Source organism: Roseateles sp. P5_E11, from assembly GCF_054049355.1.
Map to the genome: position 1 here is coordinate 1 of NZ_JBFUMO010000019.1, position 26940 is coordinate 26940.

A 26940-nucleotide genomic window follows, 5' to 3' on the forward strand; every position below is an offset into this window, starting at 1 on the left:
GTGTTGCGCGCCTTCAGGCGGCGCTGCACCGTGGTCCAGGCGCCGCCGAGGAAGTCGAAGTCGTGCATGTCGCCCTGGCGGGCCAGCGTGTAGCCGGGCGGGTCGGCAGCGGCTGCAGGAGTGCATGCCAGCGCGGTGAGCATCGCAAAGGCGGCGAGGTTTTGAGTCGATGATGTGGGCATGTGGCGGTCTCTCGCTGGTTGGAAACCCAGTCTAGGAATCTCTCCCATGCCGCTCAAAACGATGATTGCTGCGCTTGATGTGAAGCCGCTCTTCAAATGGCCATGAACTCGCCCGGGCTGCCGCTTGAGTCGCTGCGCGTCCTTGCGGCCTGCGTGCGACATGGCAATTTCTCGCGCGCGGCCGACGAGCTGGCGATCACGCCGACGGCGGTCAGCCAGCGCATGCGCGCGCTGGAGGGCCAGCTCGGCGTCAAGCTCTTCGGCCGCCACGGCCCCAGGCTCATCGTGACGGCGCGCGCCGCGGCGTTGGCGGCCGGTGTGGAGCAGGCGCTGGCGCTGATGCGCACGGCTGTCGACGACTGCCGGCGCGCGCGGCCGCCGTTGCGGGTTACCTGCGCGCCCACCTTCGCCGCCTGCTGGCTGGTGCCGCGCCTGGCCAGCTACCAGGCGCTGGCCGGAGCAGACGCGATCGAGCTGGACGCCGGCCAGGGCCTGTCACCAGCCGGCAGCTTCGATGTCGCCGTCCGCAGCGGCAGCGGGCCCTGGCCCGGCTATCGCGCCATCCAGCTGCTGCCCGAGCAGGGCACGCCCATGCTCAGCCCGCGGCTGGCAGGGCAGAACAAGAGCTGGACGGTGGACGACCTGCTCGGCCTGCCGCTGATCCCCGACCCGCGCTGGCCCGCCTGGTTCCAGGCGGCAGGCCGGCCTGGCGCGCGACCGAACTTTGTCGCGACGCGCTTTCCGAACTACGAGCTGGAGGCGCGGGCCGCCGTACAGGGGCTGGGCGTGGCGCTGCTGTCGCMGGTGCTGTTCGGCGATCTGTGTGCGCGCGGCGAGCTGCTCGCGCCCTTTGCCACGCTGGTTCAGGGCCCCGACAGCTATTGGCTGCTGGCGCCCGCCGAGGCGCCGCCGTCGCATTTCGAGCAGTGGCTGGCGACCCAGCTCGCCGCCGCCGCGCCGCCGCCGGGCGCAAGCAAAACTATCGTTTGAAGATGCCGGACAGCAGGTTTGCTTTGGGTTCTGTTCGCCCACACTGCCGGCCATGTTCAGCCCCCCTTCCGCCGCCTCCTCGCGCGGCTTTCGCAGCAAGCTCTTCGTGCCCGGCGCGCGCCCGGAGCTGTTCGACAAGGCCTTGAGTGGCGCGGCCGATGCCCTCTCCTTCGACCTGGAAGATGCCGTGCTGCCCGAGGCCAAGCAGCGTGCGCGCGCCGACGTCGCTGCGGCCCTGGCGCGCGCCGCGGCCCTGCGGCAACGGCCTCTCGTCATCGTGCGCGTCAACGCGCCGGGCACGCCCTGGTTCGAGGACGACCTGCGTGCGCTGATGCAGCCGGGCCTGGACTGGATCAACCTGCCCAAGGCCGAGTCGGCCGCCGACGTGCTGCATGCCGCCAAGCTGCTCGGCGACCTGGAGGCTGCCGCGAACCGGGCCACGCCGGTCGGCCTGCTCGTCAACATCGAAAGCGCCACCGCTTTGGCGCGTGCCGCCGACATCGGCGCCKCCCATCCACGCGTCACCGGCCTGCAACTCGGCCTGGCCGATCTCTATGAACCCCTGGGCATCGCCCGTCACGACGGCGCCAATGTGCATGCCACGCTGCACGCGCTGCGCATGGCGGCGGCCGCTGCCGGCGTGCCGGCCTATGACGGCGCCTACCCGGACATCGCCGACCTCGACGGCTTTCGCGCCGAGGCTCAGATGGCGCGGCGCCTGGGCTTTGCCGGCAAGAGCTGCGTCCATCCGCGCCAGGTCGCGCTGGCCAACGAGGTCTTCGGTGCCAGCCCCGATGAGCTGGCCTGGGCCGAACGCGTCGTCGCCGCGGCCGGCCAGGCCGCGGCCGAGGGTCGTGGCGTCGTCGTGCTGGATGGCCGCATGATCGATGCTCCTTTTGTCCAGCGTGCGCGCCATCTGCTGCAAGCTTCCCGCGGAGTGACCCCTTGACCGACCGATTCCTGGCCTGGGGCCGGCCGTTCTTCGTGTTGCTGCTGCTCGCCCTGCTGGCCGGCGCGGCGCGCGCCGACAGCCTCGTCAACCTGCGCCGCTCGGCGCTGCCAGCCTTGCCTGCGACCGCCCTGGTGCTGGCCGCCGTCGATGGCCGCGCGGTCGCCTTCAGCGGTGATGGCGCCTGGCTGCTGGACGTGGACGCGGCACGCTGGAGGCCGCAGGCCTGGACGCAACCGGTACTGGGCGCGGCGACGGCGGCAGGCCAGTCCGTGCTGCTGCTGGGCACAGAAGGCCAGACCACCGGCGTGGCCCGGCTGACGCTGCAGCAGCAGCGCCTGGTGCCGCAAGCCTTGCCGGCGCTGCCAACGCCCTTGCGCGCGGCTCGCGTGGCATTGGCGGCCGACGAGCTGTGGCTGACCGGCCTGGACGGCCAGGGTCGCCCGGTGCTGCTGCAACTGCCCCTGCAAGCCGCCGATGCGCGCTGGCAGATCCATGCCGCCCGGCCTGGCGCCAGCCCAGCGCGCGCCATGTTCGCGCAGACGCGCGCCGTCTTCGTCGTGGAGGAGGGCGCTACACCCGCGGCGCCCGACAGCCTGTGGCGCTGGACGCTTGAGGCCGGCTGGGAGGCGCGCGGCTTGCTGCCCGGGCGCCTGGCTGGCCCCTGGGTGCGCGCAACGGGCCAGGCGCACAGCCTCTTCGTCATCCAGCCCCTGGCCGGTGGCGCGCCGCGGCTGATGAGCTGGCAGACCATCACCCAGTCCTGGGCCGAGCTGCCGGACAGCTCCTTGAGCGGCATCACCCAGGCGTTGCCCTGGCAAGACGGCTGGCTGTGGCTGGACGGCACCGGCAAGGCAGCGACGCTGGAGGTCGAGTCCGGCAAGCTGCTGCTCAAGCCGCTGGACTGGATTGTCATCGTCGTCTACCTCGCCGCCATGCTCGGCATGGGCCTGTACTTCTATCTGCGCGAGAAACGCCAGTCGACGACCGAGTTCTTCGTCGGTGGCCGCAAGATCCCGTTCTGGGCCGCGGGCGTCAGCCTCTACGCGGCCAACACGAGCTCCATCAGCTACATCGCCATCCCCGCCAAGGCCTTCGAGACCAACTGGCAGTACATGACGAACAACCTCATCGCCGTGCTCGGCCTGATGTTCGTCGCGGTGTGGATCGTGCCGCTGCTGCGCCGGCTGGACCTGATGAGCGTGTTCTCCTACCTGGAGACGCGCTTCCACCCCGCCATCCGCATGCTGGCCAGCGGCCTGTTCATGCTGACCCAGCTCGGCAGCCGCATGAGCGTCATCCTCTACCTGCCGTCGCTGGCCATCGCCACCATCACCGGCGTCCCGGTGACCTGGAGCATCCTGATGATGGGGCTGTTCACCATCTGCTACACGGCGCTGGGCGGCATGAAGGCGGTGGTGTGGACCGACGTCGTGCAGCTCGTCGTCAAGATGGGCGGCGCCCTGTTCGCCATCGCCTTCATCGTCTGGTCGCTGGACGGCGGCATGGCCGAGTTCATGCGCACGGCAGCGGCCGAGAACAAGACCCGCGTGTTCGACTTCAGTTTCGACCTCAGCAAGGCCACGGTCTGGGGCTTCCTCTTCCTGGTGCTGTTCGATGTGGTGCTGACCTTTCCCAAGGACCAGGTGCTGATGCAGCGCACGCTGTCCACCGCCAACGCCAAGGAGGCCGGCCGTTCGATCTGGGCCTTCGCGGCCATCATGATTCCCGGCGGCATCGTCTTCTACACCATCGGCACGGCGCTGTTCGTCTTCTACAAGGCCCACCCCGAGCGCATGAACCCGCTGCTGAGCATCGATGCGACCTTCCCCCTGTTCATTGCCGCTGAGCTGCCCACGGGCCTGACCGGCCTCATCATTGCCGGCATCTTTGCCGCGGCGATGGCGACGCTGTCCAGCATCATCAACAGCGTGTCGACGCTGGCTTCGGTGGACTTCTACGAGAAGCTCGTGAAGAACCCCGACCCAGCCCGCAGCGTGCGCTTCGCGGAGTGGATGACGGTGGCCGCCGGCCTGCTGGGCATCGCCTTCGCGCTGCTGCTGTCGCGCTATGACATCCACTCGCTGTTCGACGTTTCCATCGAGCTGGCCGGCCTGCTCGGTGGTGGCTTCGCGGGCGCCTACACGCTGGGCATGTTCACGCGCCGCGCCAACTCGCCCGGCGTGGCCATCGGCGTCGCGGCGGCCATCGTGCTGACGACGGTGGCCTGGTACTTCAAGCTGCTGCACCCCTATCTGTATCTCGGCATGTCCATCATGCTGTGCATCGTCGTCGGCTACCTGGCCAGCCTGTTCTTCCCGGTGCCGACGCGCTCGCTGCGCGGCCTGACGATCTACCGGCAGGACGCCGTGGAGTAACCTCCCAGCCACAGGCGGCCGCCCAGAGCTGCGTCAGGACACGCACGTTGGAGACCCAGTTCCTGCACACCTTCGTGGCCGTCGTCGACCACGGTTCGATGGCCGCCGCGGCGCGCGTGCTCAACATCACGCCGGCGGCGGTGGCCCAGCAGATCCGCACGCTGGAGCGCGAGATCGGCGCGCCGCTGATCGCCCGCGCCGGCCGCTCGGTGCACGTCACCGAGCCGGGTTCGCGCATCCTCGAGCGCACGCGCGAGCTGCTGCGCGGCGTGGCCGACCTGAGCACCATCGCCACCGATGAGACGCCGGCCGGCGAGCTGCGCCTGGGCGCCGGCACGAATGCGCTGACCGGCCTGGTGCCCGACATCCTGGCCCGCCTCGTCGAGCTGCATCCCAGGCTGAAAGTCTTCATCCGGCCCGGCTATTCGCCCGAGCTCTACCGCGCCGTCGAGGCCGGCGACCTGGATGCGGCCGTCGTGCTGGAGGCGCCCTTCCCGCTGCCCAAGACCTGTGGCTGGGAGCTGCTGCGCGAGGAGCAGCTCGTTGTGCTGGCGCCCCGCAAATGGGCCGGCCGCGACCCGCATGAGCTGTTGGCCAGCGAGCCGCTGGTGCGCTACGACCGCACGCAATGGGGCGGCCGCGTCGCCGACCAATACCTGCAGCGCGCCGGCATCGTGCCGCAGGAGCGCTTCGAGCTGAATGCGCTCAACGCCATCGCCGTCATGGTGGACCGGGGCCTGGGTGTGTCGCTGGTGCCGGACTGGCTGCGCCCCTGGCCCGAGGGGCTGGATGTCGTCTGCCTGCCGCTGCCCCTGCCCAGCGAGCCACGCCGCATCGGCGTCGTGTGGTCGCGCGCGACGGTGCGCCACCGCCTGGTCACGGCCTTTCTGCGCGAAGCGCGTGCGGTGTCCGGCCTGGCCTGAGCCGGCTGCATCGGCACACAACAAATTCTTGGGCTTGAACATAGGTGGCGAGGGTGTGAGCTTGTCACGCACTGGCTGAGACTGCGGCCACAGCGCCCGCCACGCCACGCCCACCGGCATCAGTGCAGAAGGCGCGCCCACAGATCGATGGAAAGCACAAAGATGACGAGACAAGCACCGGCCGGCCAGGGCCACACCACCCGTTTCCCCCGCCGCGCCATCGCGCTGGCGGTCGTTGCCACTCTGGCCGCGGCCGGCGCCCAGGCTCAGCAGGCCGCTGCCGATGCCGACACGAACGCGGACGGCAGCGAGCTCCAGCGCGTCATCGTCACCGGCACGCGCGTGCCCAAGGCCGTCGACAAGATCCCGGGTGCCGTCACGCTGATCACCAAGGAAGAGATCGCCCACACGCTGAACATGACCGACGACATGACGGCCGTGCTGTCGCGCACGGTGCCGGGCTATGCGGAGTCATCTCAGGCCATGAGCAACACCGGCGAGAACCTGCGCGGCCGCATTGCGCTGCGCCTGTTCGACGGCGTGCCCCAGGGCTCGCCGCTGCGCGAGGGCACGCGCAATGCCAGCTTCACCGACATGGGCCTGGTCGGCCGCATCGAGGTCATCAACGGCCCGTCGGCGTCGGAAGGCATCGGCGCTGCGGGCGGCATCATCAACTACCTGTCCAAGACGCCCACCAAGATGGGCAGCGAGGTCACGCTGACGGCGCGCTACACGACGGCCTTCGAGGATGACAGTGCCGGCTGGAAGCTCGGCGCCAACTACGCCTTCAAGGCCGAGGACTGGGACTTCATCGGCGGCGTCTCGCGCATCGACCGCGGCATGACCTACGACGGCCATGGCCGCCGCATCGGCCTGAACACCAGCGGCTCGGTCGCCGACTCGACGGCCAACAACGTCTACGCCAAGGCCGGCTACAACTTCGGCGCCAATCGCGAACAGCGCATCCAGGCATCGTTCTCCAAGTTCAAGATCGAGGGCAAGGGAAACTACCACCTCGTCGACGGCGATCGCACGGCCGGCTCCACCAACACCTCCGAGCGGCCCGGCCTGTTCGGCACCCTCAGCGAGATCAACGACTTCTCGCAGAGCACGCTGTCCTACAAGCACAACGACCTGTGGGGCGGCTCGCTGTCGCTGGACGCCTACTACGCCGACCAGAAGATGCGCTACCCGGCCGAGAACGGTGCCGACCGCCAGGACCCGCTGATCGCGCCGCTGGGCACGCTGGTGGACCAGTCCGAGGTGCGCACACGCAAATACGGCCTGCGCAATGCCTACAGCCATGGCGATGTCTTCGGCGTCGAAGGGCTGGAGGTGCGCGGGGGCGTCGACCTGACGCACGATACCGCCAGGCAGTGGCTGGCGCTGACCGATCGCCTGTGGGTGCCGCCGATGAACTACAGCAGCGTCGCGCCGTGGTTCCAGGCGTCCTACGACATCGGTCCCGTGACGCTCTCCGGGGGCTTCCGCCGCGAAGACGGCGAGCTGGAGGTGGCCGACTACAAGACCACTTATTTCCGCAACCGCGTGGACGTCAAGGGCGGCAAGCTGAACTACAAGGCCAACCTGCCCAATATCGGCGCGGTCTGGAAGATCGGCGGCGGCTGGTCGGCCTTCGTCTCCAGCGGCAAGGGCTTCACGCTGCCCAATGTCGGCATCCCGCTGCGCAACATCAGCTACCCCGGCCAGTCCGTCGCGGGCATCCTGGACCTGCAGGCCGTCATCGTGAAGAACAACGAGATCGGCTTCAACTGGCGTGGCGCCATGGGCTCCTTCGGCGGCTCCTACTACAAGAGCAAGTCTGACTTCGGCCAGTCGCTGTCCATTGACCCCGTCACCAACGACTTCCTGCTGTCGCGCCAGCCCGTCAACATCAGCGGCTACGAGCTGACCGGCGAGCTGCGCGCCACGCGCGACCTCAAGTTCACGGCGCTGTATTCGCACACGTCAGGCAAGACCTGGTTCACCAGCGGCGGCCCGCTGACCAAGCAGATGGGCGTGCTCGACATCAACCCCGACAAGCTCGGCGCTTCGGCCACCTGGCGCTTCCTGCCCCAGGCCGACGTGACGCTGGGCGCGACCAAGCTGAGCTCGCGCGACCTCAACGTCGGCACCAGCGCCGAGGAGCACACCAAGGGCTACACGCTGTTCGACTTCAGCGCCAACTGGGACTGGGGCCATGGCGGCAAGAGTTCGCTGGGCATCGAGAACCTGACCAACAAGTTCTACGTGCTGAGCTGGTCGCAGGTGGTGGGCTTCCGCAACTACACCTCGGGCCGCGGCCGCGTCGTGTCGTTGACGCATACGGTGACCTTCTGACCCCTGCCTCCCGACCCGAGCCGACACGGCGCCTGCTGCTGGCCGCTGCGGCCGCGGCCGCCTGGCCGGTGCGGGCCGAGCCGGCGCTGCCGGCCTGCACGCCGGCCTCGGCCGGCTTTTCGGTCGAGCGCCTGCGGCGCTTGAACGCTTTCCTCGAAGGCGACACGCGCGCCAGTGCACGCGGCCCCGGCCACCTCGGTGCCGTCGTGCTGCTGGCGCGCGACGGCTGCGTGCTGCACCACCAGGCCCACGGCCACCGCGACCTCGCGCGCCGCGAGGCCATGCCCCTGGATGCGATCTTCCGCATCTATTCGATGACCAAGCCGATCGCGTCGGTGGCCGTGCTGATGCTGATGGAGGAGGGCGGGCTGACGCTGGACGACCCCGTCGAGCGCCACCTGCCCGAGTTCGCGGGCCAGCGCCTGCGCGAAGGCAGCAGGCCGCGCAAGCCGGTCACGCTGCGTCATCTGCTGACGCACACCTCGGGCTTGGACACCGACGGCGCGGCGGCCGACCCGCAGGCCGCGCCCGACCTGGCGACGTTCGCGCGCCGCGTCGCCGCCGTGCCGCTGGCCGTCGAGCCCGGCAGCCGCTTCCGCTACGACGGCATCAACACCGATGTGCTCTGCCGCGTCGTCGAGGTCGTGTCGGGCCGGCCTTTTGCGCGGTTCCTGCGTGAACGCCTGTTCGAACCCCTGGGCATGGGCGATACCGGCTTTACGGTGCCCGCCGCGCAGCGCTACCGCGTCGCCGACATCACGAGCGTCACCGACGACGGCCGCCTCGTGCTCGCCAACGCCCGCTCGGCCGACGCGCCGGGCGTGGCGCTGCGCGACTACGACGGCGGTGCCGGCGGCCTCTATTCAACGGCGAATGACTATCTGCGCTTCGCCCAGATGCTGCTCGACGAGGGCTGGTGGCGCGGCCGCCAGCTGCTGTCGCCCAGGACCGTGGCGCTGATGCGCATGAACCAGGTCGGCCACCTGGACGTCGGCAACGACCTCGGCCCCGGCGAGGGCTTTGGCCTGGGCGTGTCCATGGTGCTGGACGTCGCCCGCCGCGGCCGGCTGGGTTCCGAGGGCTCCTTCGGCTGGCCGGGTGCGGCCACCACCTATTTCACCGTCGACCCGCGCGAGCGCCTCGTTGCCCTCCTGCTGATGCAGCATGTGCCGCGCGGCGTCGCCACCGACCCGCCGCGGCCGACGGCCGCTTTCCACAACCTCGTCTACCAGGCCCTCGAGCGATGAAGCCTCCCGCCATCCTGGTCGCCGGCTCGGCCAATCTCGATTTCGTCGTGCGCGCGCCGCGCATCCCGGTGCCCGGCGAAACCGTGCTGGGCCGCGGCTTCCAGACCTTCCCCGGCGGCAAGGGCGCCAACCAGGCCGTGGCCTGCGCGCGCGCCGGTGGCGTGGCGACGGACATGCTCGTCGCCCTCGGCCAGGACGCCTACGCCGCAGAGCTCGAAGCTTCGCTGCGCGCCGCTGGCGTGACGCCCCACATCGTCCGCCCCGAGGGCCTGGCCACGGGCACCGCCTTCATCTGCGTGTCCGACGACGCCGAGAACGCCATCACCGTCGCGCCCGGCGCCAATGCCGGCCTGGCGCCCGAACACCTGCCGCCGCTGAGCCACTACAGCCACCTGCTGCTGCAACTGGAGACGCCACTGGCCACCGTCACGGCCTGCGCGCGCGTCGCCCATGCCGCCGGCCTCAACGTGACGCTGAACGGCGCGCCTGCCCAACCCCTGCCGCGCGCGCTGCTGGGTGCGCTGGACCTGCTCGTCGTCAACGAAGGCGAGCTGGCCGCCATCAGCGGCATCCAGCATGACATCGACGCGGCCATCGCCTCGCTGGACGTGCCCTGCGTCGTCGTCACGCTGGGCGCACGCGGCGTGCGGGCACGCTGCGGCGCGGCCTGGTTCGAGCAGCCCGGCTTTACGGTCGAGGTTGTCGACACGACCGCGGCCGGTGACACTTTCTGCGGCGCCCTGGTGGCCGAGCTGGCGAATGGCGCCCGCTGGCCCGAGGCGCTGCGCTTGGCCTGCGCCGCTGCGGCCCTGGCCTGCACGCGGCCAGGCGCGCAGGGCAGCATCCCCGCGCGTGCCGAGGTCGAGTCCTTTCTGCAGTCCCGATAAATCCATGGCCGAGTACAAGTTCTCCCACGTCACGACACAGCGCTACCTGCCCACGCCGGGCAAGGCACCGGGCTGGCCGTTCGCCGAGATCGGCCACTGGCAGATGGACGTCAACGGCACCGCCGACGACTGGCTGCGCGACCTGCGCGACTGGCGGCGCGAGCACCTGGTGCGCATCGGCTATGACGACGCCAACTACCGCCGCCCCGAGCTGCAATGGGCGCAGCGCAATTTCGTGCACGCGCAGATGATGGTCGAGGACCGCTTCTTCTTCGACGCGGCCACGGGCGAGTACACGGTGGACCGCTACCTCGACGACCTCGAGCAGCGCTTTGGTGGCCTGGACAGCGTGCTGATCTKGTACGTCTATCCCAACATCGGCATCGACGACCGCAACCAGACCGACCTGGCCCACGACCTGCCCGGCGGCCTGAATGGGCTCAAGCGCGCAGTGGACGCCTTCCACCGCCGCGGCGTGCGCGTCTTCCTGCCCACCAAGCCCTGGGACCACGGCACTCGCGAGCACGCCGAGAGCGACTGGGAGGCCATCGCCGGCATCGTGCAGGCCGTCGGTGCCGACGGCATCAACGGCGACACCTACAACGGCGTGCCGCGGGCTTTCTTCGACGCCTGCGAGCGGCGCGGGCGCTACGTCGTGCTGCAGCCGGAGTCGACGATTTCCTGCGAGGAGCAGCTGATCTGGAATGTGCAGAGCTGGGGCAAGAAGGTGCCGCAGGACGTCGTGCCCGTCGTCGCCAAGTTCAAGTGGCTGGAACCGCGCCACATGATCAACCTGGAGAACCGCTGGAGCCGCGACCGCAACAACGACTTCCAGTACTGCTTCTTCAATGGCGTGGGCTACAACGCCTGGGAGAACGTCTGGGGCATCTGGAACGGCTTCACCGGCCGGGATGCCGCCACGCTCAAGCGCATCGCGACGCTGTACCGCGCGCTGGCACCGCTGCTGGTCAGCGGCGACTGGCGGCCCTATGCGCCGACGCTGCAGGCGGGTGTGTTTGCCAGCAGCTTTCCGCTCGATGGGCGGCGGCTGTGGACGATCGTGAACCGCAACGAGTACGCGGTGGATGGCGAGCAGCTCGCCGTCGAGCATGCCGAGGGCACGCGCTACTTCGACATGTGGAACGGTGTCGAGGTGCAGCCGCGCGTGGACGGTGCTCAGGCGGTCTTCTCGGTGGCGCTGGAGGCGCGGGGCTTTGGCGCGCTGCTGGCCGTTGCGGCTGGTGAGTCGGTGGACGGGTCTTTGCTGGCTCGCATGGCCGAGCTGGCGCGCACGCCGCTGCAGTCTCTCGACAAGACCTGGCGGCCGCTGACGCAGCAGCTCGTCGCCATTGCACCCACGCCGCGCGTCGAAAAGGCACCTGAGAGCATGGTCGAGATCCCTGCCGGTGAGTTCGACTTCGCCGTCGGCGGCGTCGAGGTCGAGGGCCAGACCTGGGCGGGCCTGGACGTGCAATACCCATGGGAAGACAGCCCGCGCCGCCAGCATCGCCGTCGCATGGACATGCCGCGCTTCTTCATGGACCGCACGCCGGTGACCAACGCGCAGTTCCATGCCTTCGTGCTGGCCGCGCGCTATCAACCGGCGGATGCGCACAACTTCCTGCGCCATTGGGTGAACGGTGAGCCGCCCGCAGGCTGGGCCAACAAGCCGGTCACCTGGGTCGGCATCGAGGACGCCCGCGCCTATGCCGCCTGGGCGGGCAAGCGCCTGCCGCATGAATGGGAGTGGCAATACGCCGCCCAAGGCGGCGACGGCCGCGCCTATCCCTGGGGCGAGGCCTGGGACGCGAGCGCCGTGCCGCCGCCCAACACCGGTCGCACGCTGACCCCGCCCGCCGACGTCGACACCCACCTGCGCGGTGCCAGCCCGTTTGGCGTGCTGGACCTGGTCGGCAATGTCTGGCAGTGGACCGATGAATACGCCGACAACCACACCCGCGCGGCCGTGCTGCGCGGCGGCAGCAGCTACCAGCCGCAGACTTCGCACTGGTACTTTCCGCAGGCCTACCGGCTCGACCAGCACGGCAAATACCTGCTGATGGCGCCGTGCAAGGACCGCTCGGGCATGCTGGGTTTCCGCTGTGTCGTCGATGCGCGCTGAGGTCCAGCTCGGCGGCGTGCTCGGCGAGGCCGTCGAAGCCAGCCGCCGCGGCCGGCTGCACCGCTTCATCGCCGGGCCCGATAGCCCGGCCATCGCGCTGTTCCTGCGCGCCGTCGCGGACAAGAACCTGGAGGGGGACTGGTACGGCGAGCATGCCGGCAAATGGCTGGTCGCTGCTTCCCGAGCTGCGGCCCGTAGCGGTGACGCCGAGCTGGAGTCTCACGTGCGCGCCGTCGCCGACTTCCTCTGCGCCCAGCAGGAAGCCGACGGCTATCTCGGCACCTATGCCGCGCCACGTCGCTTCATGGTCAAGCAGGCACCCAAGCCGCCGACCTGGGACGGCGCGCCGAGCCTGCGCACCTGGGACATCTGGACACACAGCTATCTGATCCTGGGGCTGCTCGAAGCGCACCGCCATTTCGCGGAGCCGGCCTGGCTGGCAGCGGCCCGCCGCATCGGCGACCTCTGCGCGAGCGCGCTGGCGGAGATCGACATCACCGATCTCGGCAACCACCACGGCATGTCGGCCACGGTGCTGATGGACCCGGCTTGCGAGCTTTACTTCGTGACTGGCGAGCGCCGCTACCTGGACCTGGCCGAGCGCATCCTCGAACAGGCCGACCGCCACGCGCCGCTGGCCCTGCTGAGCCGCGCGCTGGCCGGCGCCGACGCGGCCGACATCGCCACCGGCAAGGCCTACCAGCTGCTGTGGAACCTCGTCGGCCTGGCCAAGCTGCACCGTGCCACCGGCCGGCCCGAGCTGCTGGCTGCCGTGCATGCGCTGTGGGCCGGCATCCGCGACAAGCACCTGAGCCTGGGCGGCGGCCCCTGGGGCGGCGTGGCCCACCGGTCGCGCGAGGTCTTCAATGCGCCGGGCAGCTTTGTGCCCGAGGCCTATGTGGAGACCTGCTCGACGCTGGCCTGGGTCCAGCTCAATCGCGAGTTGCTGCTGCTCAGCGGTGATGCGCGCTACGCCGAGGAGATCGAGCGCGCGGCCTACAACGACCTCTTGGGCGCTATCGCGCCCAATGGCGAGGACTGGTGCTACTACAGCTTCCCCAATGGGCGGCGTGTGCACACCACGTATTGGCGCTGCTGCAAGAGCAGCGGCGCGATGGCGCTGGAGGAGCTGCCGGCGCTGGCCGTCAGCGGTGGCGAGGGCGAGCTGACGGTGCATCTGCATGGCCCGCTGACGGCGCGCGTCGGCGGCGTGGGCCTGCGCATCGAGACGGGCTATCCGTACGAAAGCGACGTGGCGCTGACTCTTGACCCTGATGCGCCGGCTCGCTTCACGCTGAAGCTGCGCTGCCCGTCCTGGGCCGAGGGTGCCCATGCGGAGGTCGGCGGCGAGCGCTTTGCCGGCCCGCCGGGAAGCTATCTCGCCATTGACCGCGTCTGGCAGCCCGGCGATACCGTCAGGCTGTGCCTGCCGATGAAGGCTGAACTGCACGAGCGCCGCAACCGCAACGTGCAGGAGTCGCGCGCGCCCGACGGCAGCGCCGTGCACCAGACGGTGCTCGATCTGGGCTATGTGGCGTTGACGCGAGGCCCCCTCGTCTTCTCGACCCCATTGATCGACGGCTTCAAGACCGCCGAGACTGTGCAACTGCCCGAGGCGCCGCTCGAACACTGGGTCAGCGAAGTGGCCGGCGCCGAAGTGCCGACCCTGCGCATGAGTCTGGGCTGCCGCGCGCCGCTGGACTTCCAGCCCTATTTCCTCGCCGGTGGCCGCGAGGACGGCGCCTGGCGCCTGACCTGGTTGTCGACCGCGCCGGTGACCACGACAACCAAGATTCCGTGATGCCTGAGCGAACGCCAGCGCCCTTGGTTGCGCCGGGCTTCTGGCCCAGACTGCCGCCATCCTGACGAGCCCCCCGCCGTGAACGCCGCTGCCTTCCCTCCCTCCACCCGACCCGGCCCGCCGGGGCCACTGAGCGGCGTGCGCGTGCTCGACCTGAGTGCCTACATCGCCGGGCCCTATGGCTGCACGCTGCTGGCCGACCAGGGCGCCGACGTGCTCAAGGTCGAGCCGCCGGCCGGCGACAACCTGCGCAACTACCCGTCCACGCTGGCTGCCGAGAGCCGTGCCTTCATCGGCGTGAACCGCAGCAAGCGTGGCGTCGTGCTGGACCTGAAGCAGCCCGCCGATCTCGCCGCCCTGCTGCGCCTGGTGCGCGAGGCCGACGTGCTGGTGCACAACTTCCGCCCCGGCGTGCCCAAGCGCCTGGGCATCGCCCACGAGCAGCTGGAGCTGCTGAACCCGCGCCTCATCTACTGCGCCGTGACCGGCTACGGTGAGACCGGCCCGCTGAAGGACAAGGCCGGCTACGACCAGGTGCTACAGACACTGACCGGCATGTGCGCCCTGCAGGGCAAGCGCGGCGGGCCGCCGGAGATCCTCTACGGCTCGGTGGTCGACTACTACGCGGCGGCCCTGGTCGCTTCAGGTGTCGCGTCGGCGCTGTTCGAGCGCGAGCGCAGCGGGCGCGGCCAGTACGTCGGTGTGTCGCTGCTGCGCAGCGCGTTGACGATGCAGTCGGCCCGCCTGGTCTGGGCCGGCGATGAGCCGCTGGACATCGGCCGCGACATGCGCTCGGGCGGCGTCACCGGCATCCACCCGGCGCGTGAGGGTCATATCTACATCTCGGCCAACACAGCGCATTTCTGGGCGGCGCTGTGCCGCATCACCGGCCTGGATGATCTCGCCGCCGACGAGCGCTTCGACACCGTCAAGAAGCGCGCCGCCAACGCCGCCGGGCTGCTGACGAGGCTGCATGCGGCCCTGGCCACGCGCACGGCGCTGGAGTGGGAGGCCTTGTTCGGCGACGAGGTGCCTTGCGCAGCGGCCCGCCAGGTCGAGGACATGTTCCAGCATCCGCAGGTGCTGGCCGAGGGCATCGTCGGCGACCTCGAGCACGCGACCGTCGGCAGCTATCGCGGCGTCACGCGGCCCATCGTCTTCGGCAGGACGCCCGGGCCGGAGCCGTTCGCCGCGCCGACCCTCGGCCAGCACGACGACGAGCTCAAGCCTTAGGTCGCGTTCGTCAGCACCTCGATGCGATGGCCGTCGAGGTCATGGAACATCGCGCCGAAGTAGGTCTCGCTGATGTCGGGCCGGGGGCGTGGCGTGAAGATGTCGCGAGCCGCCGAGGCCAGCGCCACCTCATGTATGGCTGCAACGACGATGCGGTCCGGAGCGCCGAGAGCGATGTGGGCACCGCGCGCCGTTACCGGCTCGTCTTCGGGCACCGGGTAGAGGAAGAAGCACCAGCGCTCGGGCGTGCCGAAGGCGGCTTCGCTGCCGGTATCGCGCAGCAGCGCCAGGCCCAGCGGCGCCAGCACGCGGCTGTAGAAGGCCACCGACTCGGCGTAGCGGCGGGTGCCCAGGGACACGTGATCGATCATCGGGAAAAACTCCTGTGGGGACGCCTGTCATCCTAGAAAGGGTGTCGCGGCGAAATCCGGCAAGATGCGCGGCTCCCTTGCCGTTTGGCCGCAATTTCCGACGATGACCGAGCTGGACCGCTTTGACCGCCAGTTGCTGACCCTGGTGCAGCAGGACGCCGCGCTGACCGCCGAGCAGCTGGCCGAGCATGTCAGCCTGTCGGCCTCGGCCATCCAGCGGCGGCTGAAGCGGCTGCGCGAGCAGGGCGTCATCCAGCGCCAGGTCGCCGTGCTGGACGCCGCCCAGATCGGCCGGCCGACCACCTTCATCGCCGCCCTGCAGGTCGACAGCGAGCGCCCCGAGCCGATGGCGCGGTTGCGCGCCTGGCTGGACGCCGAGGCCGCCGTGCAGCAGGCCTTCTATGTGACCGGCGAGAACGACTTCGTGCTTGTCGTCGCTGCCCCCGACACGACCGCCTATGAAGCGCTGATGGCCCGGCTGTTGGCCGACAACCCGAACGTGCGTCGCTACACCACCCAGGTCGCGATGGGCGTGCTCAAGCGCGGTCTCAGCTTGCCGGTGCCCGAATGACGCGCGGCCGGCGGTTTTCGGGCGTCGATGCGATGTCGGCACGTCGTAAAACACGTCATGCATTGACAGGTATGGCGGCGCAGACTGCACGGACCTTGAACTCCGTGGACTCTGAACCATGCCTCTGCCTCTCGAAACCACACCGCCCGTCGCGCCGGACTGTCAGGTCGTCGAACTGCGCCAGTACACCCTGCACCCGGGCAAACGCGACACGCTGATCGAGCTCTTCGACCGCGAGTTCGTCGCCGCGCAGGAGGCCGTCGGCATCCGCGTGCTGGGCCAGTTCCGCGACCTGGACGGGCCTGACCGCTTTGTCTGGCTGCGCGGCTTCGCCGACATGGCCGCGCGCGGCGACGGCCTGCCTGCCTTCTATGGCGGGCCGGTCTGGACACAGCACCGCAACACGGCCAACGCGACCATGATCGATTCCGACAACGTGTTGCTGCTGCGCCCGGCCTGGCATGGCGCCGCGCTGCCTGAGCCGGCGCTGCCCCGCGCCGAACGCGGCGCGACGGCGCTGCCACCCGGGTTTTTGCTGGCGACGGTCTTTCACCTGAAAGCGCCGGCCGGCCCTGACCTGCTGGGCCTTGCCCGCGGCCCGCTCAGCGATGCGCTGCGTGCGGCCGGTGCCCGACAGCTGGCCTGGTATGTCACCGAGGCCACGCCCAACAACTTCCCGCGCCTGCCGGTGCGCGAAGGCGAACACGTGCTGGTCTCCCTGGCCTTGTTCGATGACGCCAGGGCTGCCCTGTCGCGGGACTTCGCCGCATCACTTCAGCCCTGGCTGGCCAAGCCCACCCAGACCCTGCGCCTGGTGCCCACGGCCCGTTCCGCCCTTCACACCTGAACATCATGAACACGACTTCGACCCCGCATGACTTCGACTTCTTCATTGGCCATTGGAAGGTCAGCCACCGCCGCCTCAAGGAGCGCCTGCTCGGTTGCGAGGACTGGGAAAACTTCGACGGCCGCTGTCGCATGTGGCCCCTGCTCGACGGCCTTGGCAACATCGACGACAACGTGCTGGAACTGCCCACCGGCCCCTACCGCGCCCTGTCCATGCGCACCTTCGACCCGGCCACGAGCCAATGGGCCATCTGGTGGGTGGACGGCCGCAATCCGCATCGCCTGGACCCGCCGGTGGTGGGCGGCTTTGCCGAGGGTGTCGGCGAGTTCCAGTGCGACGATGCGCTGCGTGGCCAGCCTATCCGCGTGCGCTATCGCTGGACGAACACCACCACGGGCCGRCCGCACTGGCAGCAGGCCTTCTCGGCTGATGGAGGCCAGACCTGGGAGGTCAACTGGGAGATGGACTTCGAGCGCGTGCCCGATCCCTCCTAACCTTGCTGCGCGCGGGCCGGCGGCGCCACCCAGGCCAGCAGCGTGCGCACCAGCTGGCGCGGATCGATGGGCTTGCTGACGTGGGCGTTCATGCCGGCGGCCAGGCAGTCCTGCACGTCGTGCTCCATGGCGCCGGCCGTCATCGCGATGATGGGCAGGCGGGCGTGCTGTGGCATGGCGCGGATCAGCCGCGTCGCCGTCGCGCCATCCATCTCGGGCATCTGCATGTCCATCAGCACGGCGTCGAAGGACTCGTGCTGGAGGCGCTCCACTGCCTCCAGGCCGTTCTCGGCCACCTCGACGTCGAGCTTGACCATGGACAGGAAGGCGCAGGCCACCTGCTGGTTGACCGGGTTGTCCTCGACGAGCAGCACGCGAGCGCCGTGCAGGGGGCGCATGGTCTCGGCCAGGTCGGCCATGCTGCCGCCTGTCGGCGCCTCTGCGGCCGGCGGCTCGCCGCGCTGCAGTTGCATGAGGGCGTCGAACAGGCGCGATGGTGTGACGGGCTTGACGAGGACCTGGGTGCCGGCGCGGCCCTGCAGCTCTTCGGCGACGCGCTCGCTCGCATGCAGGCTGCCCAGCGCGATGACGGCCGGTGGCGGCACGCCGCGCTCGGCCGCGACGCGGCGGGCCGTGTCGACGAAGTCCGCGCCGGCCGTCTTCCAGTCCAGCAGCAGCAATTCGTAGGGGTGGGCCGGGTCGGCTTGGCGCAGGCGGTAGAGCGCCTCGTCGCCGAACGAGGCCACGCCGACCTGGAAGCGCCAACTTTGCAGCATCTGCTGCAAGATGAGGCGCTCGGTGGGCTGAGCGTCGACGACCAGGGTGCGCATGCCGCGGATGCGGTGCAGGTCGATGCGCTCGGCGCCCGGTCTGGCCCTGCCGAAGTCGCAGGTGAAGGAGAAGGTGCTGCCCTGATCCGGCAGGCTGCTGACCTCGAAGCTACCGTCCATCAGCTCGACGAGGCGCTTGCAGATGGCCAGGCCCAGGCCGGTGCCGCCGTAGCGGCGCGCGATGGAGGCGTCGGTCTGGCCGAAGACCTGGAAGAGGCGATCCACCTGCTCGGGCGTCATGCCGATGCCGGTGTCGCGCACGCTGATGCGCAGCCGCATGCGGCCGTCGTGCTCGCCCACCAGGTCCGCCCGCACGACGATCTCGCCGCGTGGCGTGAACTTGATGGCATTGCCGACGAGGTTGTTCAGCACCTGGGTCAGCCTCAGGCTGTCGCCCACCAGGCGATGCGGCAGGCGCTCGTCGAACTCGAACAGCAGGTCCAGCCCGGCCTCTTCCAGCCGCGCCGAGAACAGATGGCCGACGTTCTCGATCAGCTCCTCGGGGCCGAACTCCTCGGCCTCCAGCGTGATCTTGCCGGCCTCGATCTTGGAGTAGTCGAGGATGTCGTTGAGCAGGGTCAGCAGGGCCTTGGACGAGGTCTGCACCTTGCCGAGGTAGTCGCGCTGGCGCGGGTCCAGCCGTGTCTCCAGCACGAGGTTGGTCAGGCCGATGATGGCGTTCATCGGCGTGCGGATCTCGTGGCTCATGCTGGCCAGGAAGAGGCTCTTGGCGGCGTTGGCGGCCTCGGCCTGGTCGCGTGCGGCAGCCAGCGCCTCGCCTTGGGCGTGGTCGGCCTCGTAGGCCTTGAACAGACGCGCGTACAGCGCGCTGTTTTCCAGCAGCAGTTCCATCAGCACGACCGAGCTGGCCAGCAGGCCGTAGATGCGGCCCGCATAGAAGCCGAGGTCGAAGCGCGCCGCGTTGAGCATGGCCGACAGTGCGATGTCGAACAGCCAGGCCAGGCTGACCACCATCAGCCACAGGTCCAGCACGGTCCGCGGCTGCTGGCGCCACAGCGCGGCCAGGGCGACGAGGCTGAAGGCCCAGACGCAGCCGACGGTGACCTGGAAGGCCAGCGAGTAGCGGCCGCCCACCAGCAGCTCGGGCAACCAGTCATGGCCCAGCGTGGTCATCGCGATGCAGCCGGCGCCGGCCAGCAGCGTGAGTGCGGGCCAGGTCAACGTCGGCACGGTGAACTGCGGCCTGCTCTTCAGCGCGACATAGCCGAGCACGAAGAGCGGAAAGCAACCATGCCACAGCATGTAGAGCCAGACGGTGGTTTGCGTCGTCGCACCGAGCAGGCCGTTGGCGCTGAACAGGCCCGGGAAGCTCAGCGCATGGGCCGTCGCCATCGCGGCCGTGAACAGATAGCCGCAGCCCAGCACCAGCAGGGCCTGGGAGCGCAGGATGCGGTACTGGCCGAACAGCAGCACGGCCGTGATGAGGTCGGTCAGCACCAGGGCCGACTCGTAGATGGGGATGAAGGCCGGCACCGCCGCCAGCTTGAGCTTGGCAAAGGGCAGCAGGGCCGCGAACACGGCCACCGACAGCAGCGCGACGATCAGCGCATGACGGCGCTCGCGCGGGCCGGCCGGCTGGTCCAGCAGAAAGGCCGGCCGAGCGTGCGCCGGCGCGGTTTCAGTGGGAACACCGCCCTCCCGGGGCAGGCTGCTTGATTCCAAGTCGGCTCCCTGAGGCGCCCGAGGCTGCCGGGCTTGCTAACAGGATAGTCGAACTGCGTGGCGGCTCGCGCGACGGGTGACGCCCGTTTACACCTTGAGCTGAAGCGCCGCCCTCACGGGATGGCGGCGCCGGCGTCCCGTGACGGGCAGGGTCATGGGGTCACCCCGTCAACGCGTCCAGCACCTTGGCGTCCAGCACGACGTTGCGGCTGCGATCCAGCAGCGAGCCCGTGTCCCAGTAGAACGGCACCAGGCCGAAGGCGCGGGACCTCTGCGCCACGGTCTTGCAAAAGTAGGCGCGGCTGGCCTCGTGCAGCCGCAGCGCCTCGCCGGTCAGCGTGGTGCGGTGCTGGGCGCCGAACTCGCCGACGATGACGGGAATGCCCTTGTCGACGAAGCGCGTCTTCATCGAGCCGAGCAGGCTGTCCACCGCGTCCTCCTCGCCCCAGGTGGGGTTGTGGGCGGTATCGGTGGTGGAGTGGTTGCCCTGGCCCCAGTAGAAGAACTGGTTGCCCCAGGTCTCGTCCTTGGTCATGCCGGCGAAGTTCCACGGTGTGTAGTAGTGGATCTCCGCCATCAGCCGGCCGCTGGTCGTGTCCATCGGCCAGCCCGTCATCAGCTGTTTGGTGAGCTCCACATCGGTCGACGGCCCTTGCACGACCAGGTTGCGCCGGGCATTGCGGCCGCCGGTGGCGCGCACGGTGTCGATGAAGGTCTGGTGGTAGCTCATCAGCACGGCCATCTGTTCGGCCGTCTTGACGTTGGGCTCGTTGGCGCTGGCAAACAGCAGCCGCCCGTCGAAGTCGCGCAGTTGGGTCGCGATCTGCTGCCAGAAGGCCCGCTGCTTGTGGTTGTTGGCGACCTGCCTGTCGGGCGTGCAGTGCTCCTCCAGCCAGCCGCCGTCCCAGTGGATGTTGACGATGACGTGGAGGTCGGCGTCGATGCAGTACTGGACGACCTCCTTGACGCGGGCCAGCCAGGCAGGGTCGATCCTGGCGGTCGTCGCATCGGCGTACTGATCCCAGGATGTCGGCAGCCGGACGGCGTTGAAGCCGCTGGTCTTGATGAACTGCACGAAGTCGCGCGTGATCTTCGGGTTGCCCCAGTAGGTCTCGCTCTTGCCGCCCATCGCTTCCAGCGTGTTGCCGATGTTCAGGCCGGTGCGCATCTTCTGCGCGGCCTGCACGGCCGAGTCGGCCATGCCGGTGGTGTCGGCCGCCGCGGGCGCGATGTTGTAGTCGGGATAGGGCGAGCCGCCCGGGGCGGGGGCCGGCGCGGGTGCGGGTGACGGTGCCGCGCTCACCGCTGCGCCGCTACCTCCGCCGCAGCCCGCCAGGCCGGCCGCAAGGCCCAGTACGGCCTCGCGCCGCTTCATGGCGCCATCTTGCTCAGGCTCAGCAGCACGACGTCGTGGCTGCGGAGTTTCAGCGTCAACGTGGCCGAGCCATTGGCGCCGACCTGGAGTTCGCGCTGCACTTCCGGCTTGTCGGTCGTCAGCCCCTGCAGCGTGGCGAGCTGCTTGGCATCGAGGTTCTTCGGCGAGCCCATTTTCAGGTAGGCGGTGTGGGCGTCGTTGACCTCGAAACCGGTACGGCGCTGCGTGAGCTGGTAGCGGCCGGGTGCGAGATGGCGCAGTTCGACGGTCGCGCTGCCCGCGTCCCGGGCCGGCTGCGGCTTGCCGAAGAAGCTGCGGTTGCTGGCCGTCTGGTCGGGCTGGCGCCAGTCCCAGACGATGGCTTGCAGCTGGTCGCCGTCGATCGCGGCCCAGGTGGAGGGGTCACTGGTCGGCACTTCCTTGCCCTGCAGTGCGGCCAGGTAGCGGTAGGCGAACCACACCGGCTTGCGGATGCCCTCGCGCGTCATCAGGCCGAAGCCGCCGTGGAAGGGCGCGTCCGGCGGGCCGGGTTCCTCGAACAGGTCGCTGTAGACCCAGTAGCTCATGTGCTGGGCGAGTCCTTGCGAAGCTTTCAGCTTGCTCAGTACATAGGGCGCGCTCATGTACGAGTCGTGCACCAGGTCGCGCGGGTTGTAGCTGCTGCTCCACTCGGTGAAGAACAGCGGCAGGCCTGGCAGGTGCGAGGCCTCGATCTCCTTGCGCACGCGCCGCACGTCACCGACGATGGCGTCGGGCGACTTGGACAGCTTGCGGTCTTCCTTGCCGAACTCGTCGAGGAAGCCTTCATCGACGCCATAGGTGTGCGTCGTGATGAAGTCCACCGGCGTGTTGGTGACCTTGGCGTGGGCCAGGAACTCGGGCACCCAGGCCGCGCCGGCCGTGGACGGGCCGCCCACGCGCAGCAGCGGGCTGACGGCCTTGATCGCCTTGGCGGTGCGGGTGTAGAGGTCGAAGTAGGCCTTTTGATCGGCCTTCTCCCAGAAGCCGTCGAGGTTGGGTTCGTTCCAGACCTCGAAGTACCAGTCGTGCACCTCAGCCGCGCCGTAGCGCTCCAGCAGGTGGCGGATGAAGGCGTCGATGAGCGCCACCCAACCGGCGGGCTCGGGGTGGGAGGTGTTGCCCTGCCAGTAGAAGATTTTGTTGTCCGAGGTCTTCAGCGCCAGCGGCGTGAAGCCCAGTTCGACGAAGGGCTTGATGCGCCGGGCCAGCATCGCGTCGTAGAGCTTGTCGATGCCGGTGAAATCGAACACCAGCTTGCCCGCGGCGTCGCGTGTCACCGTCTTGAACACGTCGTGGAAGATGGCGTGGAAGCGCAGGTAGCGGAATCCCAGTTCATCGACGGCGGTCTTCAGCTGCGCGAGCGCATCGGGGCGGTAGGTCGTGCCGGGGTAGTCGGCGCCGACGCAGTGGTCGAAGAAGCGGTCCAGCGGCTCCTTGGCCTGGGCCACGTCGAGCACGATGCGGCGCTGTTGCGGTGCGGCAAGCGTCATGGGGGCAACCAGGGGCAGGGCGGTGGCGGCCAGCAACTGGCGGCGGCGCAGGGAGCGGAGTGAAGTCATGTCGGGAGTCCTCTGTAGACGAAGTTGCGGGCGCGCACCTCACCGGCGCCGGCGCTGAACAGCGCAGGCCGCAGGCTGACGAAGCCGCCGAACACGTTGTGATGCAGGCCGGAGACCTCCATCTGCCAGGAATGCTGTTTCCAGCTCTTGCCAGCGTCGTGCGAGGTGTGCCAAGTGATGACGTTCTCGCGGTTGACGAGGCGGATGTGCACGCGGCGGGTGGCCATGTTCTCTCGCATCCACGAGTGCTCCTGGCCATAGCCATAGGTCAGCATCTGCGTGGTGCTGAAGCCGAGTCCGACGTGGCCGCGCTCCTCGTAGAACAGCGCCAGGCCACCATGGCCGTCGCCGATGATCTCCAGCTCAACACTGACCTCGTAGCTGCGGTCGCCGCAGGCACAGGTCAACGGCGAGGAGTCGGGCAGGGCCTTGCCTTTGCCGCGGATGGTCAGGGCCTTCTCATCAAAGCGCAGGCGCTTGGCTTCATCGGGCCCTGGCGCATGGAAGGCCCATTGCAGGCCCAGCTTGCCGCTGGAGAAATCGTCGGACAGCGCGAAGCCCGCGGGGCCGCGTTTGCCACCGCGCGGCTTGGGCAGGGGCTTGTCCAGCGTGCCGCCCTTGGCGCGCGGCCAGCCGTCCTGGGTCCACTCGACGGGCTCCAGCAGCGCCTGGCGGCCCAGCGTGCGCATGCCGTTCTCGTAGCCGTGATAGACCATCCACCAGTCCCCCGCCGGCCCTTCGACGAGGCTGGCGTGGCCGCGCGACCACCAGGGCTCGCCGGCGCTCTTCGTGCGCACGATAGGGTTTTGCGGGCAGTCCTCCCAGGGCCCGTGGACCGAGCGTGAGCGCGCCACGGTGACCATGTGGCTGGTCGGCGGCCCCGCCGTGCCGCCGACGGCGGAGATCAGATAGAACCACTCGCCACGCCTGAGCAGCTTGGGCCCCTCGGGCGCGAACATCTCGACGACCCAGTCCTTGGGGTATTGCCAAGGTGTCCAGGCGTTGTTCTCCAACGCGCCGTCGGTGGCGAGGCCATCGTCCTTGAGCCGCACGCGGCGGCCGCCGTTGACGAAGAGGTAGCGCCGTCCGTCCTCACCCACGACATGGCCGGGGTCGATGCAGCCTGGGATCTTCAGATCGATGGGCGCGCTCCATGGCCCGCGGATGTCGTCGGCGTGGATGACATAGACGCCCGTGCCGGCGTCCTGCAGCACCGGGATGTAGATGAAGTAGCGGCCCTGATGTTTGATCAGGTCCATCGCCCAGACGGTGCCGATGGGCTGATGCAGGGCCGCGGTGACGGGCGTCCAGTTCACCAGGTCCTGCGAGTGCCAGATGACGGCGCCCGGGTAGGACTGGAAGGACGAGAACGTCATGTAGTAATCGGCACCGTCCTTCAGGATGGTCGGGTCGGCGTGGTCGCCTGGCACGATGGGATTCAGATAGGTCCCATTGCCCAGGTCGGCCTTGCGCTGACCTTCGATGCCAAAGGCGAAACTACGAGATCCGGGCGTGGCATCCGTCGTCGACGCGCGGGCAAGCGTGCTTGAGCCGGCCGCAGTGCCGGCCAGGATGGCGGGAAACGCACGGCGAGTCCACATCGATGTCTCCAGGAATGTTGTTCGATTCAGGCGCTTGCGGTGGGCGCGGCAACGCGGTCGTTCACTTCGAGCACATTGCGCTGATGGCATTCGGGGCCGTGGCGGTGATCAGCCCCAGCCGATAGGGCAGTTCGATGTAGTCGTACTTCTTGCCCTTTTCCATGTCCAGGCCCTGGAAGAGGAATCTCAGCGGCTTGCAGGGGTCGATGGTCAGCGTCTGGTCGACACCGTCGCGGATCATTTCTCCATGGGATACGCCTTCGGACCAGATCCGGCCGTTGAACTTGACGTTGTCTGCGCCGGCGAACCTGTTCATCTCGGCGCCGGGAACGGGCTGCCACTTGCCGTCCAGGCGATCAGCGGTCCAGGCCCGGAAATACCGGCCGCCTGGCCGCATGGCCTCGATCAGCGTCAGGTACTGGTTGGTGCCGGCGATCTTGTAGGTGTTGCTCGCCTCGAACATGTCGTCGCGCTTTTCCTTCATGACGACGACCGGCTCGGAGAAGCCCTGAGGGAAGCGCTCGATCGTCGTCTCGCCGCGATAGAAGCTGCCGTTGTCGCCGGTGAAGAAGAGGTGGCACTTCTTGTCGTCGCAGATATTCCAGAAGTCCAGCCAGGTCGCCTGGCCCTTGTCGTCCTTCACGCTATCCGGGATGGTCTTGTAGAAGGGCTGCGGTGCCGTCCATGAGCGGGGATCGTTGATGTCCTTGGTCGTGGAATACAGCGGGTCGCCGCCCTGGTAGATCAGATACCAGAGCTTTTGCGGCGCGAAGTAGAAGACCTGGGGTGCGGCGCGGTAGCCGGGCCCGATGGGGGACTTGTCGAGCATGAACAGAGGCGCATTGGGTGCGTCCTCCCAGCGGGCAAAGCTCGCGTAGGCCATGCCCCAGCCATTCGTCCCCGCCGTGGTCATGAAGACGTGGTAGCGGCCGTCGTGATAGACGATGGAGGGGTCCTTGACGCCAAAGATGTGCTTTGCGTCGGCCGGCGGCCTGACCAGCGGCTCGCTGGATTTCCATTCGAAATCCTGGGCCCGATTCGCGGGCTCCGCCGCGTGAGCGAAGGTGCTCAATGCCAGACAGGAGGCAAACCAGAGTGCGTTGAAACCGTTCAAGGGAGATTTGTAATTGCGCATGACTTCAGCGATGGATGTTTTCGGGCTTGATGTTTTCAGTGAATCGGTGCGTGCCGGCGTCATACGCGGCCCCGCGTGGCTTCCAGCTGCACGCGGATCTCGGCCATGCGCTGCTCGGTCAGCTCGAAGCGCAGCAGCGACACCAGGGCCAGCACCAGGCCGATGACCGGAATGCTGGACAGCAGGATGCGGATCATGAAGATGGCATTGGGGTCTTGTGCGCCCTCCAGCTTGGCGTCAAAGCCCGTGAACTGCAGGATCCAGCCCGACGCGCCCCAGCCGATGGCCATGCCGACCTTGGAGATCCACGACTGGCAGGCCGAGAACGAACCTTCGCGGCGTTGGCCGGTCTGGAGCTCGTCATAGTCGACCACGTCGCCGAGCGTGGCGTTGTAGAGCGTCCAGAAGCCCGCGCCCGTGAAGGCGACGAAGCCGCAGGCCAGCAGCTGCAGGTAAGGCAGCGCGGGGTTGTACAGCCACCAGTCGCCGATGAAGGCGCACATGGCCATCACCAACACCGTGGCCAGGCCGGCGCGCTTGCCGTGGCGACGCGCGATCCACGCGAAGAAGGGGATGCCTGCAAAGCCGAAGGCCATACCCGCCAGGCCCATGGCCGTGTTCCACTTGGCGCCCTGCACGATGTCGCCCTGGCAGACGTAGTAGATGGTGGCGTAGTAGCCCAGGGTGCCGACCATGGCCGTGCCCATGCCATAGGCCAGCATCATGCCCAGGATGCGTCGGAAGGGCTTGCAGCGCAGCGTGCGCCACRGGGTGTCGGCAAACGGGATGTGTGTCTGCGTGCGCGCCACCAGCTTCTCGTAGTAGCGCTCGCGCACCAGCAGGAAGATGGCGATGGACACCGCCACCATGATGGCGCCGAGGATGGCGCAATAGGTCTGGGCGCCGCGCAGGAGGTCGGGCTTGCCGGTGCTCGCGTCATTGAAGATGGCCAGCGTCGTGAACTGGGCGGCGAAGAACATCGCCAGCTCCGGCCCCTTCTGAATGGCATTGCGGATGGCCATCACGGTGGTGCGCTCGTGGTAGTCCGGCGTCATCTCCGCGCCCAGGCTGCTCCAGGGCATGTTGAAGCAGCTCATCACCGGCACGTAGATCACCATGCTGACCAGCATGAAGATGAAGTACTGCGTGTCGGTCCAGCCCTTGCCGACGGCGAACATCAGCGGCAGGCCGATGCCGGCCAGKATGCCGCCGACGAGGATGAAGGGGCGCCGGCGTCCGTAGCGGGTGCGCGTGTTGTCCGAGATCCAGCCGAACACCGCGTCCGAGCCGGCGTCGATGAAGATCTTGATCATCTGCACCGTCGAGATCAGGCCAGGGGCCACGCCGAGGAAGATGTTGAAGACCTGGTAGGCCAGCGACGGGTAGAGCCAGTGGCCCCAC

At 68.8% G+C, this 26940-nt stretch carries 21 protein-coding genes; 13 read left to right on the forward strand and 8 right to left on the reverse strand.

From position 1 onward, the window contains the following. A partial coding sequence (locus ACXJKR_RS02960; protein WP_457320606.1) for a hypothetical protein occupies positions 1-182 on the reverse strand: 182 nt, incomplete at its 3' end. A gap of 102 nt (positions 183-284) precedes the next feature. On the opposite strand from ACXJKR_RS02960, the gene ACXJKR_RS02965 reads away from it, so the two are divergent. The 10 genes from ACXJKR_RS02965 (at position 285) to ACXJKR_RS03010 (ending at position 15052) form a co-directional block, all read left to right on the forward strand. After that, entirely contained in the window at positions 285-1172 is an 888-nt protein-coding gene (locus tag ACXJKR_RS02965) for a LysR substrate-binding domain-containing protein (RefSeq protein WP_457320608.1), read from the forward strand. A 52-nt stretch (positions 1173-1224) separates the two neighbouring features. Beyond that, on the forward strand, positions 1225-2121 hold the full coding sequence (locus ACXJKR_RS02970; RefSeq protein ID WP_457320610.1) for an HpcH/HpaI aldolase/citrate lyase family protein: 897 nt from the start codon (positions 1225-1227) through the stop codon (positions 2119-2121). Beyond that, positions 2118-4499, forward strand: a complete 2382-nt coding sequence (locus ACXJKR_RS02975) for a sodium:solute symporter (RefSeq protein WP_457320612.1) — start codon at positions 2118-2120, stop codon at positions 4497-4499. The genes ACXJKR_RS02970 and ACXJKR_RS02975 overlap by 4 nt, the downstream gene beginning before the upstream one ends. A gap of 47 nt (positions 4500-4546) precedes the next feature. After that, positions 4547-5422: a LysR family transcriptional regulator gene (locus ACXJKR_RS02980; RefSeq protein WP_057297182.1), complete on the forward strand. Its 876-nt coding sequence runs from the start codon at positions 4547-4549 to the stop codon at positions 5420-5422. 162 nt (positions 5423-5584) lie between these two features. Next, entirely contained in the window at positions 5585-7762 is a 2178-nt protein-coding gene (locus ACXJKR_RS02985; protein WP_457320613.1) for a TonB-dependent receptor, read from the forward strand. A gap of 140 nt (positions 7763-7902) precedes the next feature. Beyond that, on the forward strand, positions 7903-9009 hold the full coding sequence (locus ACXJKR_RS02990) for a serine hydrolase domain-containing protein (RefSeq protein WP_457320615.1): 1107 nt from the start codon (positions 7903-7905) through the stop codon (positions 9007-9009). Continuing rightward, positions 9006-9896, forward strand: coding sequence for a ribokinase (locus ACXJKR_RS02995; RefSeq protein ID WP_457320617.1), 891 nt, complete (start codon positions 9006-9008; stop codon positions 9894-9896). The genes ACXJKR_RS02990 and ACXJKR_RS02995 overlap by 4 nt, the downstream gene beginning before the upstream one ends. A 4-nt stretch (positions 9897-9900) precedes the next feature. Next, positions 9901-12018 carry a formylglycine-generating enzyme family protein gene (locus ACXJKR_RS03000; RefSeq protein WP_457320619.1) on the forward strand — a complete coding sequence of 706 codons (2118 nt, stop codon included), beginning with the start codon at positions 9901-9903 and terminating at the stop codon, positions 12016-12018. After that, positions 12008-13819: a glycoside hydrolase family 127 protein gene (locus ACXJKR_RS03005; protein WP_457320621.1), complete on the forward strand. Its 1812-nt coding sequence runs from the start codon at positions 12008-12010 to the stop codon at positions 13817-13819. The genes ACXJKR_RS03000 and ACXJKR_RS03005 overlap by 11 nt, the downstream gene beginning before the upstream one ends. 78 nt (positions 13820-13897) lie before the next feature. After that, the gene (locus tag ACXJKR_RS03010; protein ID WP_457320623.1) at positions 13898-15052 is read left to right on the forward strand and encodes a CaiB/BaiF CoA transferase family protein; all 1155 of its coding nucleotides are present in this window, start codon (positions 13898-13900) and stop codon (positions 15050-15052) included. On the opposite strand, the gene ACXJKR_RS03015 is transcribed toward ACXJKR_RS03010, so the two are convergent. Then, the gene (locus ACXJKR_RS03015) at positions 15049-15423 is read right to left on the reverse strand and encodes a VOC family protein (protein WP_056194037.1); all 375 of its coding nucleotides are present in this window, start codon (positions 15421-15423) and stop codon (positions 15049-15051) included. The two genes, ACXJKR_RS03010 and ACXJKR_RS03015, sit on opposite strands and share 4 nt — an antisense overlap. A 103-nt stretch (positions 15424-15526) precedes the next feature. Here ACXJKR_RS03015 and ACXJKR_RS03020 point away from each other — a divergent pair, with 103 nt between their 5' ends. From ACXJKR_RS03020 to ACXJKR_RS03030, 3 genes are all read left to right on the forward strand, one after another. Further along, positions 15527-15994, forward strand: a complete 468-nt coding sequence (locus tag ACXJKR_RS03020) for an Lrp/AsnC family transcriptional regulator (RefSeq protein ID WP_457320625.1) — start codon at positions 15527-15529, stop codon at positions 15992-15994. Between the two features lie 118 nt (positions 15995-16112). Further along, a complete protein-coding gene (locus ACXJKR_RS03025; RefSeq protein ID WP_457320627.1) occupies positions 16113-16841 on the forward strand; it encodes an NIPSNAP family protein in 729 nt (242 codons plus the stop codon). Between the two features lie 5 nt (positions 16842-16846). Beyond that, on the forward strand, positions 16847-17335 hold the full coding sequence (locus tag ACXJKR_RS03030) for a DUF1579 domain-containing protein (RefSeq protein ID WP_457320629.1): 489 nt from the start codon (positions 16847-16849) through the stop codon (positions 17333-17335). Here ACXJKR_RS03030 and ACXJKR_RS03035 read toward each other — a convergent pair. The 6 genes from ACXJKR_RS03035 to ACXJKR_RS03060 form a co-directional block, all read right to left on the reverse strand. Then, on the reverse strand, positions 17332-19848 hold the full coding sequence (locus ACXJKR_RS03035) for a response regulator (protein ID WP_457320631.1): 2517 nt from the start codon (positions 19846-19848) through the stop codon (positions 17332-17334). The genes ACXJKR_RS03030 and ACXJKR_RS03035 overlap by 4 nt on opposite strands. Before the next feature lie 160 nt (positions 19849-20008). Then, positions 20009-21223 carry a glycoside hydrolase family 5 protein gene (locus tag ACXJKR_RS03040; protein ID WP_457320633.1) on the reverse strand — a complete coding sequence of 405 codons (1215 nt, stop codon included), beginning with the start codon at positions 21221-21223 and terminating at the stop codon, positions 20009-20011. After that, positions 21220-22803, reverse strand: coding sequence for a GH39 family glycosyl hydrolase (locus tag ACXJKR_RS03045; RefSeq protein ID WP_457320635.1), 1584 nt, complete (start codon positions 22801-22803; stop codon positions 21220-21222). Before ACXJKR_RS03045 ends, ACXJKR_RS03040 begins: the two co-directional genes overlap by 4 nt. Next, positions 22800-24404, reverse strand: coding sequence for a family 43 glycosylhydrolase (locus ACXJKR_RS03050; protein ID WP_457320637.1), 1605 nt, complete (start codon positions 24402-24404; stop codon positions 22800-22802). Before ACXJKR_RS03050 ends, ACXJKR_RS03045 begins: the two co-directional genes overlap by 4 nt. Positions 24405-24465: 61 nt before the next feature. Further along, positions 24466-25518 (reverse strand): non-reducing end alpha-L-arabinofuranosidase family hydrolase, encoded by a 1053-nt coding sequence (locus ACXJKR_RS03055; RefSeq protein WP_457320639.1) that lies wholly within the window; start codon positions 25516-25518, stop codon positions 24466-24468. Positions 25519-25598: 80 nt separating this feature from the next. Then, on the reverse strand, positions 25599-26940 hold a 1342-nt coding region (locus tag ACXJKR_RS03060; protein WP_457320640.1), incomplete at its 5' end, for an MFS transporter.

What these genes read in the sequence shown, in the direction of transcription:
- ACXJKR_RS02985 (WP_457320613.1), top strand. Translation starts at nt 5,585, where the DNA reads ATGACGAGACAAGCACCGGCCGGCCAGGGCCACACCACCCGTTTCCCC.
- ACXJKR_RS02995 (WP_457320617.1), top strand. Translation starts at nt 9,006, where the DNA reads ATGAAGCCTCCCGCCATCCTGGTCGCCGGCTCGGCCAATCTCGATTTC.
- ACXJKR_RS03005 (WP_457320621.1), top strand. Translation starts at nt 12,008, where the DNA reads ATGCGCGCTGAGGTCCAGCTCGGCGGCGTGCTCGGCGAGGCCGTCGAA.
- ACXJKR_RS03015 (WP_056194037.1), bottom strand. Translation starts at nt 15,423, where the DNA reads ATGATCGATCACGTGTCCCTGGGCACCCGCCGCTACGCCGAGTCGGTG.
- ACXJKR_RS03020 (WP_457320625.1), top strand. Translation starts at nt 15,527, where the DNA reads ATGACCGAGCTGGACCGCTTTGACCGCCAGTTGCTGACCCTGGTGCAG.
- ACXJKR_RS03025 (WP_457320627.1), top strand. Translation starts at nt 16,113, where the DNA reads ATGCCTCTGCCTCTCGAAACCACACCGCCCGTCGCGCCGGACTGTCAG.
- ACXJKR_RS03040 (WP_457320633.1), bottom strand. Translation starts at nt 21,223, where the DNA reads ATGAAGCGGCGCGAGGCCGTACTGGGCCTTGCGGCCGGCCTGGCGGGC.
- ACXJKR_RS03045 (WP_457320635.1), bottom strand. Translation starts at nt 22,803, where the DNA reads ATGACTTCACTCCGCTCCCTGCGCCGCCGCCAGTTGCTGGCCGCCACC.
- ACXJKR_RS03050 (WP_457320637.1), bottom strand. Translation starts at nt 24,404, where the DNA reads ATGTGGACTCGCCGTGCGTTTCCCGCCATCCTGGCCGGCACTGCGGCC.